The organism is Sulfolobales archaeon, assembly GCA_038897115.1.
Lineage (GTDB): Archaea > Thermoproteota > Thermoprotei_A > Sulfolobales > AG1 > AG1.
In genome coordinates this window covers 1-12,594 of record JAWAXC010000065.1, presented here as the reverse complement: position 1 = coordinate 12,594, position 12,594 = coordinate 1, and the positions used below count along the sequence as shown (strand labels likewise).

14 protein-coding genes and 2 tRNA genes are annotated in these 12,594 nt (G+C 42.2%); 4 read left to right on the top strand and 12 right to left on the bottom strand.

The genetic code is table 11. The annotated features are described in order from the left end of the window. Positions 1-1,262, bottom strand: a 1,262-nt coding sequence (locus QXE01_08695; GenBank protein ID MEM4971313.1) for a class I tRNA ligase family protein, incomplete at its 3' end; no start/stop codon positions are given. An 89-nt stretch (positions 1,263-1,351) separates the two neighbouring features. Beyond that, positions 1,352-1,492 (bottom strand): hypothetical protein, encoded by a 141-nt coding sequence (locus QXE01_08690; GenBank protein MEM4971312.1) that lies wholly within the window; start codon positions 1,490-1,492, stop codon positions 1,352-1,354. A gap of 318 nt (positions 1,493-1,810) precedes the next feature. On the opposite strand from QXE01_08690, the gene QXE01_08685 reads away from it, so the two are divergent. Beyond that, positions 1,811-2,395, top strand: a complete 585-nt coding sequence (locus QXE01_08685; GenBank protein MEM4971311.1) for a hypothetical protein — start codon at positions 1,811-1,813, stop codon at positions 2,393-2,395. On the opposite strand, the gene metG is transcribed toward QXE01_08685, so the two are convergent. Continuing rightward, entirely contained in the window at positions 2,396-4,108 is a 1,713-nt protein-coding gene (gene metG, locus QXE01_08680; protein ID MEM4971310.1) for a methionine--tRNA ligase, read from the bottom strand. A 112-nt stretch (positions 4,109-4,220) separates the two neighbouring features. Then, positions 4,221-4,297 (bottom strand) — tRNA-Met (locus QXE01_08675). Positions 4,298-4,358: 61 nt separating this feature from the next. Here QXE01_08675 and QXE01_08670 point away from each other — a divergent pair. Further along, positions 4,359-4,724: a hypothetical protein gene (locus tag QXE01_08670; protein ID MEM4971309.1), complete on the top strand. Its 366-nt coding sequence runs from the start codon at positions 4,359-4,361 to the stop codon at positions 4,722-4,724. 39 nt (positions 4,725-4,763) lie between these two features. Here QXE01_08670 and QXE01_08665 read toward each other — a convergent pair whose 3' ends face one another. The 5 genes from QXE01_08665 to QXE01_08645 form a co-directional block, all read right to left on the bottom strand. Then, positions 4,764-5,144, bottom strand: a complete 381-nt coding sequence (locus QXE01_08665) for a DUF1634 domain-containing protein (protein MEM4971308.1) — start codon at positions 5,142-5,144, stop codon at positions 4,764-4,766. A gap of 3 nt (positions 5,145-5,147) precedes the next feature. Next, entirely contained in the window at positions 5,148-5,966 is an 819-nt protein-coding gene (locus QXE01_08660) for a sulfite exporter TauE/SafE family protein (GenBank protein ID MEM4971307.1), read from the bottom strand. A gap of 72 nt (positions 5,967-6,038) precedes the next feature. Then, positions 6,039-7,196 (bottom strand): DUF763 domain-containing protein, encoded by a 1,158-nt coding sequence (locus QXE01_08655; GenBank protein ID MEM4971306.1) that lies wholly within the window; start codon positions 7,194-7,196, stop codon positions 6,039-6,041. 558 nt (positions 7,197-7,754) lie between these two features. Further along, a tRNA-Leu gene (locus QXE01_08650) sits at positions 7,755-7,838 on the bottom strand. A 124-nt stretch (positions 7,839-7,962) separates the two neighbouring features. Next, entirely contained in the window at positions 7,963-8,607 is a 645-nt protein-coding gene (locus QXE01_08645) for an ATP-binding cassette domain-containing protein (protein ID MEM4971305.1), read from the bottom strand. 67 nt (positions 8,608-8,674) lie between these two features. Between QXE01_08645 and QXE01_08640 the strand changes: the two genes are divergently transcribed. Continuing rightward, positions 8,675-9,757: an extracellular solute-binding protein gene (locus QXE01_08640; protein MEM4971304.1), complete on the top strand. Its 1,083-nt coding sequence runs from the start codon at positions 8,675-8,677 to the stop codon at positions 9,755-9,757. A gap of 5 nt (positions 9,758-9,762) precedes the next feature. Beyond that, entirely contained in the window at positions 9,763-10,560 is a 798-nt protein-coding gene (locus tag QXE01_08635) for an ABC transporter permease (GenBank protein ID MEM4971303.1), read from the top strand. On the opposite strand, the gene QXE01_08630 is transcribed toward QXE01_08635, so the two are convergent. The 3 genes from QXE01_08630 to QXE01_08620 all read right to left on the bottom strand — a co-directional run bounded on the left by QXE01_08630 (position 10,553) and on the right by QXE01_08620 (position 12,437). Next, a complete protein-coding gene (locus tag QXE01_08630; GenBank protein ID MEM4971302.1) occupies positions 10,553-10,951 on the bottom strand; it encodes a hypothetical protein in 399 nt (132 codons plus the stop codon). The genes QXE01_08635 and QXE01_08630 overlap by 8 nt on opposite strands. 49 nt (positions 10,952-11,000) lie before the next feature. Continuing rightward, complete coding sequence (locus QXE01_08625; protein MEM4971301.1) at positions 11,001-11,684, bottom strand: FAD-dependent oxidoreductase; 684 nt, start codon at positions 11,682-11,684, stop codon at positions 11,001-11,003. Positions 11,685-11,765: 81 nt separating this feature from the next. Then, positions 11,766-12,437, bottom strand: coding sequence for a phosphoribosyltransferase (locus QXE01_08620; protein ID MEM4971300.1), 672 nt, complete (start codon positions 12,435-12,437; stop codon positions 11,766-11,768). Between the last annotated feature and the right edge of the window lie 157 nt (positions 12,438-12,594).

Below are 12,594 nucleotides of genomic sequence, written 5' to 3'. Positions count from 1 at the left end.
AAGAGCTTCGCTATATTCTCTCTAGCCTCTGGTACACTCTTGCCTTCAACCCATCCCCTTACAAATCCTAAGAGTATATGTTTATCGCTACCCCTAATATACTTTGAAAGCCCTGTGTCCATAACGCCAGAGCTGTATTCGAGAGCATATAGCTCCTTCGTAGCGGATTCAAGGGCTGCTCTATCGGTCTGGCTCTTAGCCCCATGCTTCTCTACAAATACTTTAGCTGGGAGATCCTTGATCCCAGAGATCTTTATTATAGCTCTTGGTTCGAGAGGTTTTACAGGGATCTCTGGCGATCTCATTATATCTCTATAGGCAGCATAGTCATCTGGAGAATGTGCTGGAACACTCATAACCACCCCAGTACCTGTCTTAGGATCTACGAAATCTGCGGGGAGCACTGGTATTTCCTCCCCTGTTACAGGATTCACGACGATGCTATAGAGGATCTCCTTAGGATCAACGGATCTTAAGAGCTTTATATCTCTCCTCTGGAACCCTAGCTTTCTATAGCTCTCCTTAGACACGATCCATCTCTCACTTCTCACCTCGAGCTCGACATATTCAGCCTTAGGGTTTATCCAGATGTTAGTGACTCCAAATATCGTTTCTGGTCTTAGAGTTGCTGCGGGGAAGATCCTACCGCTTGGATCCTTGAAGAATATAAGTGTGAACTCCCCTACCTCGGGATCCTTATCATCCTTAGTATCGTGCCCCCCAACAGGCATTCCATGCTTTGGACACCATCCAACGGGATAGGTTCCTCTTGTCAGATATCTCCTTTCTCTAAGTGTTTCAAATTGCCATCTTATGAAGCTGCTGAAATACGGATCTATTGTTGTGAACTCCCTCCTCCAATCTATTCCAAGGCCCAGCTTCTTCATACTATCCTTTGAAACACCATGGAAATACAGGGCTAGGTCTATGGGTTTTGAAAGCCTCACAGCTATATCTTTTGGAACTCCATATAGGCTTACAAAGAGATCTAATAGCTCGGGATCTCCCTCCTCTATTGATTCAGCCATAGTTAGTATAGGTGTCCCGGTATAGTGAAAGCCCATGGGATATAAGACATTATCCCCCCTAGTCCTTCTATGCCTTGCTATAACATCTGCGAGGATATAGGATCTCGCATTCCCTATATGTATTGGGGAATTGGGATAGGGGAAAGCGGCTGTAACGAAGAATTTCTTCTTATCAGATGGATCAGCATTGTATACACCATCAGCCTCCCATCTAGACTGCCATTTCTCAGCTATAGATTTAATCCAACCTATTATATCCTGTGCCCCGGAGAATAGCGCTCCCTCCTCATCTTCATAACCTTGCTAGGGTTATATGTTTTCCTCTAGCACCTCCTCGGAACTAAATAATATCCTTCGGGCTTTCCATATCTAAATTCTTCGAAACTGGTATAGAGCATAATACTTTCAGCTAAGATCAGGGCTTCGGCTCTGACCTCCTCCCTTTCAATTCTATAGTAGATCACCCTGGTCTCTCGCATGGCCTAGCCCCGGGCGGTCTCCGGCCAATTACCTCTATCCCCCTTTCGGAGGCTGGGGCTATGGTTGTTAGCCCCTATCTATAGTCATCTGGGGCTTGGTTGTCATGCTTAATCGCCTCATCATCTAGCTATGGTACTTGCATCAAGCATATAGGCATTAACAACATCATCGCCCTCAAGGGGCGGGGCTTTCAGTTGTAAATCCAAACATTGTTAGTAAGCAGTAGAAGTTGGTGTAGCTATCCTTCTGCCTAAAGTATAACATTTTATTATTATCCTTGCTAATATTTTATAGGGGTGTATATGCCTAGAACCACTGTTGCTGTGGATGATACTATAGCTAAGAGGATCTCTGCGCTTGCAAGGAGATTTAACCTTGTTTTATCAAGCTTTTCCTCCGAGGCTCTCAGTGTTGCTGGAGATCTCCTTGAGATGGGGCTCATGCCAAGGGATCTGAAGAAGCTTACAACAGTTATGAAGATAGCCTCGTTTATAGATCCCATAGTGCTTCCTATGGAGCTATTCGAGAGCCTCGTTAGAAAGGCGTCAATGTGTGGTGAGCAGTGTATCAAGGAGCTAGATAGTGAGATGGAGAGCTGGGGTAAGAGGGTAGCATCTATTATAAAGGGGTATTATGAGGATGATATAGAATCTCTGATAGACGCTGTATCAAAGGCTTCGAAGGTATTCGCATTAAGGGAGATCTCTGTTGAGAAGTACTCACAGAATTCAATGGAAATAAAGCTGGTAGGGGTTGGTAAGAGTGAACTAACAACCAGGCTTACATATACCTTTGTTAGAGGTCTATTCGAGGGATTGGGCTATCGTGTCTCTCTTGAAAGTATCGGGGTCGGTATAATAAAGATCTCTGTTGAGAAGCCCTTGTAATCAAAATCTAAGATATGAAGGCCTATCCTCCTGCGCCCTTTTTCTCGCATTCTCCACTATCTCATCGATCCTAGATAGAAAGTCCTGGGGCAGCTTCTTGAATGGAGCCTCAAGCCTCCCAATAGATCTGCCGCTGTTGACAACAAATATATTATCCCTACTATATCTAGCTCTCTCGATCGGTTCTTCAAAGCCTATCATAGCCCAGATCTTCTGGGCAGCTCCAGGGGTTATGGGATATAGGGTGAGGGCTAGGACAGCAACGATATTTATTGCAACATACATAGTTGTTCCTGCTCTCCTATAATCCCTTTTAATCTCATCCCATGGTGCTCTCCTATTTATATATTGATTACCTATCCTCGCGATCTCTAATATATGCTCCGATGCCTGTTTAATCCTTGTCTCTAGCATCTTATCTATATAACCATTGTAATTAGCCTTAACACCATCGATCGTCTCTCTATCTATATCATCGAAATCACCTGGCTCTGGAACTTTAGATTCGAAGTATCTATCTATGAAGCTCAGAACCCTATATATGAAGTTCCCTATATCATCGTTCAACTCGGAGTTAACTATCCTTATAAACTCCTTCCAGCTGAAATTGGTATCCCTCTCCTCCGGTCTCATCCTTACTAGAGAGAATCTCCAGTAATCAGGATCTTCTAATATATATAGAGCCTCATCAGCCCAAAGCCCTATCCTCCTGCTTTTGCTGAACTTCTCACCCTCATAGAGCAGATATTCCGTCGATGAGATCACAGCTGGCAATGGATATCTATCATCTGAAGCTATTAACATCGCAGGTAAAATCACGGCATGGAATGGTATGTTGTCTTTTCCAATGAAATATATGGTCTTGGTATTTCTATCATACCAGAACTCCTCAAAGGATCTCCCTCTTCTTTCAAGCACCTCCTTAGATGCTGATAGATAGCCTAGAAGGGCTTCGAACCAAACATATATAGTCTTCCTCTCAGCCCCTTTGAAAGGGGCTTCTATACCCCACTCATTATCCCTAGTTATCGATCTTGGCTTAAGGCCTTCTTTGATCCAATTCAACGAGTAGTTCCTAACATTATCCCAGAGACCTCTATTCCCCTCAAGCCATTTTCTAATAGGCTCTTCAAGCTTCTTAAGATCGAAAAACCAATGTATCGTCTCTCTGAGGACAGGCCTCGAGCCACAGATCGCGCACCTAGGTGATATAAGATCTAGGGGGTCTAAAAGAGATCCGCAGTTCTCACACTGATCACCCCTCGCATTGGGATAGCCGCATCTAGGGCATTTACCTTCAACGAATCTATCGGGGAGGAAGATCTTATCCCTCTCACAATATGGAAGAACCATCTTCTGCGTAAATATATAGCCCTTACTCTCAAGCCTCAACATGAATTCCTTCACAAATTGCTTGTGTACCTCCGATTCTGTTCTCGAATAATTGTCAAGCTCTATTCTCCACCTCCTTAAAAGCTTAACTATATAGCTATGCGCTTCATCGGTCAACCTCCTCGGATCTATATTCTTCTTCCTAGCCTCAACCTCTATGGGTGTGCCATGTTCATCAGATCCCGAGACAGAGATTACATCCTCTCCTAACATCCTTAGAAACCTAGCCATTATATCTGCCCCGAGTAGATGTAATATCGTGCCTAGATGGGGAACGCTATTTATATATGGCCATGCGGCTGTGACCACCCACTTACCCAGTATATTCCACCCAATCCACTAATCCTGCAAAGCCTATAATAATATTATTAATGCTCTTGGCATCAATATATCAGTAACCAAAAACATAGTTAGAAAATTGGTGGCGGGGATCTGGTAGCGGGGGGTGGATTTGAACCACCGACCTCGGGGTTATGAGCCCCGCGGGCTACCTGGCTGCCCTACCCCGCTATCCTGCCCCGCCATATTTATAATATATGTAGGGGCTTTTATCCTTTAATATGGTGTCCCTTTGAGAGTCGTTGGGATAGTGAGTATGTTAGTAGGCATAGGTGTTGTATTTCAGATCGTCTTGGGACTATATGTTGAGAGGCTATACTATCTAAGGGATATCCATGCATCTATAGGAATCCTAGGCCTCATATTGGTGGCTTATCTAACATATAATTCTTTTAAAAGAGGGAGTACTAGGTTGAGAATAGCATCTGCTATAACGCTATTGATAACCCTAGTCCAGGTCTCTCTAGGCTTACATATATACACATCTCCCCAGATACTCTTCGTAAATCTACATCTAGCTACAGCTATTATCCTAGCTATCTCAATAGCCTTGACAGGGTTTATCTCTATGAGATCTTCTAGAAGAGGTAAAACATAGCTAACCCCTTTAAAATCTTTAACTATTTAAGATATCGCTTTAGTGCGGCGATCTAAAGAGGATGCCTATAGCTGCTGAGAGCATTACTATTATAATTAAAATTATTGATACAATTGCTAGGACTTTATCCCCTAATCTATATGCTCTATATGCCGACACAGCTATGGAGGCTATCACACCCCCTATTAGCGATGCAATAGCTATCCATAATATCCCCAGAGGATCTCCAGATGTTATTTTTTCGAAGGCTCTATCTATATTTAAACCTCTAAATCTAAGCCCACTACTATCCCCTACCGGTTCTGCTGCTGATCCTCGTATGAAGAGCGCTATAAGGCCTATTACTATCAATATTAATGAGAGTATAACTGAGGATCTCAATATTAGGTTCACAAACATCTCAAGGGGTTTTTGCTTCATATTCTAGATCCCCCTGCTAATCATATTTATACCTAGGAACCAAACAACCGCTGTAAATATGATCCTGAGGGCTCTGCTTGTAAGCTTGTTAAGTATATTTGACGATACATATGATCCCAATATAACCCCTGGAGCTAGAAGGGCTACTAATAGGGGATCTGTATATCCTAACACCATATATTGTATCCCGCCTGAGGTGGCTGTAAGGCCTATCATGAAGGAGCTTGTAGCGGTTGAGACCTTGAATGGCAGGCCCAATATATAGTCCATTGAGAGGACCTTGAAAGCCCCAGCTCCTATACCAAGCATACCCGATATTATTCCTGCGCCAAGCATTGAGAGGAATGAGAGTATATAATTAGATCCGTAGTATTCTATTGTAGCCCTTTTCCTCTCATCATAATATGTTCCTCTAAGTCCAAGCCTAGCTGATATTGGGTCTTGGGCGTTATATTTTTTCACAAACTCACCACCAGATCCTCTGGAGAAGAGGCCTGGTAGGGGGGCTATCATCAATACTACCCCGAATATTATGTAGAGGGTTTTTGTTGGAACATATAGATTTATGGTTACACCTATAATAGATCCCAGCATTGTTGCTATAGCTAGGGAATAGCCGACTCTTAGGTTAGCTAGGCCTTTAGCTAGGTAGCTAGCCCCACTAGTACTGCTATTAGCTATCGTTGCTATGATACCTGAGCCTATAGCAACCCTTAGAGGGACTCCTAGATAGTTAACCAATATAGGTGATGCAATCGCACTCCCTCCAAGACCTGTTAGGGCTCCTATTAATCCTCCTAAGAACCCTGTTGCGAAGATCACTAGTGCTTCGATATAGATATCTATTAAAGCTCACCAGAGATATAGGCTGTATAGAATGTAATAAGCATGGTTTTAAGGTTTATAGCCAAGGACTAGAGATGAGAATCTGGAGATCCTCTTTAAACTCTCTATCTTCTCCCTATCACCTAGCTTAGCCCTTTCAACAGCCTCTTCTAAGGTTATTATTGTTCTCTCAATAAGATCTCTTCTAACTCTATATGGAACACCGTCTTTTCCTCCGTGGGCGTATGAGTATTTAAAAGGATCTATTGGGTGGCTCACCACATCTTTATTAGAGGGTGTGTAACCATATATGAGGTCTGCAACTAGTGTTAGAGCTCTCATAGTCTCTGGTCCAAGACCTCTAATCCCCAGGAGATCTATGATCTTTCTAGCCCCTTCCAACTGGATCCTGTTTATTGTATTTATAAGAGATCTATCGATCCTCACCGGTTTATAATATCCTATGGAAAACTCCCTTTTAACACCCTTACAAGGGTCTCCGATTAGAGTCCTTCTACCTCTTATACATGCATCAACAAGGGCTATATCCCTTATTATCTTTGACGCCCCTTGGGATACAAGATCCTCTATAGCCTTTATAGTCTCCATGGAATCCCTATCCATGAGATTCAGAGGCTTTAGAATGTCGTTTGATGCAACCCCCTCATGAGGATCTAGAGGTAGGCTTTTAAATGATACACTAGATATATGGTATCTCCTAGCATAGCCCCTATCGATATTCATCCCCTGCTGGATAATAGTCCAAGAGCCATCTGAGGAGACTATTATGCCATGGATATAGATGCTATGCCCATCCTGTAGAAGAACCCCATCCACCTTAGCCCCTATATAGCTTATCCTCTGGATCTCTCTACCCCACTCCTCTCCCAACCCTAATCTCTTCGCCGCGACAGGACTCTCCTCCGGGATCTTTCTCGACTCCGCCCCTTTACCGCCCATAACAAGAAAACCAAGATCCTCGCTCCAACTCACATTCTTCAAAACCCTTAGCACAACAGTTGTAGATCCACTGCTATCCCAATCCATTCCAATCACATTATTAAAAGCCTGGAACCAAAGAGGATCTGAGAATCTTCTTACAACCTCAGAAGCCCCGAATTCCTCGATCAAAACCCTCAGTATTGCTCTCCCAAGCCTCTCCATATATCTATATAGCCACTCTGGAACAGCACCACTGTGTAATGGTAGATCAGCTATACCTTCCACGGTTTCTCCATAATAAATTAGTGGAAAAGAATATATAAAGCGATTAATTACAATAAACATATTATCAACCCTCGCCTTTTAAGATGGGATTAGGTTTTAATCTTCTAATCCATCCTTAGTAGAGTATCGCTTACAAAGGGGTGATCCTCGAGACTCCAGCAGAAATCCTGCACTAGAGGGTTGGGAAGGAGACGTATCTTCTGATCACAGATAGAATTAGAAGTAGGAAATTCACAGCTTTACACGAAAGACACACTTCTATAACAGTATAGCATTAGGTTTATTAAGATCTATAGGATTGTCTAACAAGGAGTACTTGTAGACTTTAGCTTCTAGAGCCCTAGCAAGAGAGAGCCGTAGAGAGGAGATGAGATGACACTACAGTGAATTTGGGCATGCCAGATATTAAGGAAGAATATAATTAGCTGTGGAGGGCCATGCTTATATCGGCGATCTTAGGTTCTCTGGGCTTAATATATTTTTATTCTATACACTCTTGCTCTAGCTTAGCCTTAGAAATCTTTAATTAGGTTCTCGGCTACATATTCTGCTATGTAGTGCGGGGGGTGGGATTTGAACCCACGCAGGCCTACGCCAGCGGATCTTGAGTCCGCCCCCTTTGACCCGCTCGGGCACCCCCGCCATATATATTATTTTTATGTAGGGGTTTAAACTATTCTCTCATTCCTCTGTATACTAGGTTAGATCATATATTCTGGAAGGTTAGCTTTGCTCATAGGGTGTGTAAAATTCTTAACTAATAATATCAGATATTTTGCTCTGCATATTTTTCAATAATAGAATCTATATTGCCTTCTTTCATGATTATGGTTTTCTCACATATATCTAGATCCTTATGTGTAACAGCTAGGATCGTTATTTTTTTCTCTTTAGCATATCGAACAATATTTTTTAAACAGCATTTCACATATTCGCTATCAAGGTGATCAAAACCCTCGTCTACTAGAATAACACTTGGGTTTGATGCTAGAGCCCTCGCCAATGCCACCCTGATTTTCCATCCAGTGCTTAGCTCTGAAGCTCTTTTCCTAGCTATCCTACCATCTATACCAAGGATCTCCATGATCGTTTCGAGCTCTTTCCTATCAACCCTCCTAGCTATAGAGATGTTTCTCGCAACACTCATATGTGGGAATATATCTTTTTCCCCTCTTATAAGTGGGAATCTTCTTTTCTCAGGCTCTGTCCTAGTTATATCTATACCATTAAATATAATCCTACCCTCATCAGGCTCGATAACACCTGCTATTATGTTTAAAAGGGTTGTCTTTCCAGATCCGTTAGGGCCTCTAATACAGATTACAGATGCCTCCTCTATATCTAGCCTCTCAACTCTTAGTATGAATCCGCTATATCTTTTAACAATACCTATTAGGGATAGGTTCTTCACATTCATCTCCTAATTAATAATATGTGAAAATATATATCCCTTTTTCATAGGAGACTCGGGGATATATATGAAAGAGAGTTACATATTAGTACTGGGTGTTGCTATTCTAAGCTTTTTCATAGGGGTTATCATATCCCCCTATATATATCAATTCCAGAGTCCTGGACAAGGTCAGCATGGAGGTATAATGGGTTCTTCTATGTCAAACGTAACTACGGTATATACCAAGGTGATAACTTATACTCAAACCATTGAAGGGGCATCGGCGCAGAGGCAGAAAGAGGTATATGTGTTAGAGGCAGCTACTCTAAAGCCTATGGTTGATATGCTAAAGGATGTGATGGCCCCTCTTGGATATGTTATCTATGATGAGGCTAAGGGATCTGTTCAGCTTGCCAGGGAAATAAATGATCTTGGTAAGAGAGCAGATCTATTTATACCGATAGATTCAGAGGTGGTTGAGAAAGTGTTAATCCCCAATGGCACAGCAAGCTGGTATATAGTTATTGCTACCTCCTCCATGGTGTTTGTATACAGCAATGCTAGCGAGGGTAAGGTGAAAAAGCTATTAGACATGCTTGAGAGAAACGATCTTAAGAGCTTCTTCGATGAGGTATTATCAGGCAACTATAGAATAGGTCTTGGAAACCCCGATAATGTGCCCCAGGGATATAGAACCCTGATCATGTTAAAATTAGCCGGTCTCATGCTCTGGGGTGATGAGGGATACTATATGGCGAGGTTCAACGAGCTTCAGAAGGCTGGGAAGATTGTGTATACAAGAGATGCTGCAGCCCTTGTAGCTCAGCTACAGACAGGTGCTATAGATATAAGCTTTACATATCTACACGAGGCGCTTCTATATAACCTTAAATATGCTAGGCTTCCCAAACAGCTAGATCTATCAGATTTATCTCTAAGGGATTTCTATTCTAAGGTTAACTACACTACAAGCACTGGGGCCGTGATAAGGGGCGCTCCTATAGAGATAGTAGTCACGATACCGAAGACAGCTGTGAATAGGGAGGCAGCATTATCAATTATAGCATATCTACTAACCGATAAGGGTAGAGATATTATGAGGAGGGCCGGGCTTATACCAATTGATAATCCTGTGATAAGGGGCTCTGATAAAGATCTATTTGGGTGAATATTTTGTTATATAGACTTTTCTTCTGGTTCTTCATAATAATTACTATATTTGTAGTGGCATTTCCCATATTATATCTAGGCTATGAGGGTTCCTTTGGGGGTTTCTCTAACCCCTCTAGATCATTTGGACCTGATGTTCTATCATCGATAGCACTAACGATAATAGCCTCTGTTATAGCAACATCTATCGCACTAGTTATAGGAGCGCCTGTTGCGTATTATCTTGCGAGATATAGGTTTCGAGGTGTTGATCTTGTAGAAGCCCTTATAGACCTTCCGACATCGGTGCCACATCCCTTAGTTGGGATAGCTATATTAGTGTTAATGGGGCCTTTAGGGCCCTTATCACCATTGCTCAGGGTCTTCGGTGTTGAGAATATATCCTATACATTATTAGCCCTCATCCTTGCCCTTCTAATAGTATCAACCCCTATAATGGTTAAGTTCTTAGCTAGTGGATTCAAATCTATGGATCCACAGCCTGAGATAGCAGCATTAACGCTAGGCATTAGCAGGGTAAAGATATTCTTATTAATAGTCCTCCCTATGAGCCTAAGATCTATATTGAATTCATTCGCCATAACACTTGCAAGATCTATAAGCGAGTTCGGCTCCGTAGCTATAGTTGCGTATTACATCTTAACACCTCCTTTCCAAGGGGTCAAGCCTGCCCCAGTTCTAATATGGGATCTATTTGAATCGAAGGGGCTAGCAGCTGCTCTCCCAGCATCGGCAACCCTATTCCTTCTAAGCCTAGCCGTGTTACTAATGATAAGGATTTCTGAGAGGGTATCTAAATAGAGATATAGGGGCTTACCTCCCCCTCTAAGATAGATGCTATGATTTTTGAAAGCTCATCACCTTTTAAATATATCTCTCTATAAAATTTCTTCCTCTCAGCAAGCTCTACAGCTGCTAGGTGAACACAAAAAGGCTTTAGACATCTTGAAGCAACATTTATCGAGAAATCGATGCAACTGCAATACATTCTCGGCAAGACCATGTGGATATGAGAACCAACACCAACGAGATAGATTATTAGATCTCCTGATGTGATCTTCAATAATCTTTTAGAAGCTATTATTTCAGCTACTCCACGCTCTCTCATAAGATCTTCTGTGCTTATAGATTCCAGAGATCTATATATATCTACCCAACTACATCTCCTCCCCTTTTCACTAATCTTCTCCATGGCTTCTCACATGATCCTGAAGCTATATAAGGCTATTACACAACGATTCCTAATACCCAGTGAAAGATTCCACCTTAATCCTCTCTCTAGAGAGCTCTACACCAGCATTTCTCAATATAGAGATGATATCTCTAACCCTCTGAGGAGGCCCCGATATATAGAATATAGGCTTCTCAAGATCTCTAACCAGCTCACTTATCTCCGAAGCCTTTAACATCTCTCTCCTCCATAAAACCCTTATATTCTTGTTTCTCTTAGTAGCGTTCTCTAGATCCTCTCTAAAGAGGAAATCCCCCTTTTCATCAATATGGATAGCTAGGATCCTCAGATCGGATCCTGTTTCTGAGGAATATACGATCATAGATCTTATAGGGGTAACCCCTATGCTATGAAATATCATAACTATCTCTCCAGCATCTTTCTCAAGTGTGAAATGTCCGTAGGGTCCCCAGATAATGATTTCATCGCCAGGGCGCATCTTCTCTAATGTCCTCTTATAAAGGCTCTCTCTACCCTCTACAAGGGTTGCAAACATTATGAAACCCTCTGTTGGGCTCGATGCTATTGAAAATGTCTTAGAACCACATTCTCTGCATATACTCTGGCTTATTTCGAATTCAGCATTTTGTCCTGGAGAGAATATGAATTGCCTCTGGGGCTTGAGCTTTATAATCCTATAACCCCTGTATGCGGTATTCTCTATGATGGTTGCTGGTATAGCCTCCTCTCCCACATAACCACCTAATTGAATATAGCTTTTCCCTCTAAAATATCGATTAATACTTAGTATAGAGCGGTTTAATACTTAGCTATTCTATGTACTCCCCCTATATATATAGAGACCGTTTTTCCTGATTAGAAATCCCCTCTCCACTAGATTTTCTAAGGCGTCTTCATAGAAGTATCTATCTACATCTATACCATACCATTCTCTAAAGCTATTCACTATATCCTCGAATGTCCATACTGATTTACCGCTTTTAGCCTCCTCATGAATCATTCTTTTGATGAAGGATGTAACATCCTCAAGCCGTGTCCATGGATATTGGAACCACACCCACTCCTTCACCTCTATATAGTAGAAATCAGGCTTGATCTTAGCTATAGGGCTTATCCATTGGAGGACCGCTATCTTGACTTCCAATGGGTTCCAGTTCTCCCTTATAAACTTCTCTGCAAGCATTACAGTGTCACCAGTATCTACTATGTCATCTACTAGCAACACTTTTTTCCCACTCATATCCACAATATATGGGAATCTAAGCACTGCCTTCTCCTCAGCCTTGGCAGCTTCTGTCCAGTGCTGGCTCTGGATCGAGAGGAGGTTCTCAACACCTAGGAAGTCACATAGAAGCCTAGCCGGTACATAGCCTCCCCTTGCAATAGCAACTATTACATCGGGTCTCCAACCGCTTCTCTTTATAATATTTGCGAGACCCCTGCTCCACTCAACTATCTCCTCCCATGTCACTAGCTTAGTAGGCACCCGTGGCAAGCATGTCCCAGGAAAAGGTTAAGTGGTTGAGGCTATATAAATGTTAACCTATGAGTCTAACATAGGAGATAAGGCCTTTGTTAAGTATATATGCATATCCCTCAGAGGCTACAGCGATCTCATTCCTCGATATAGAGATAAGCCTTCC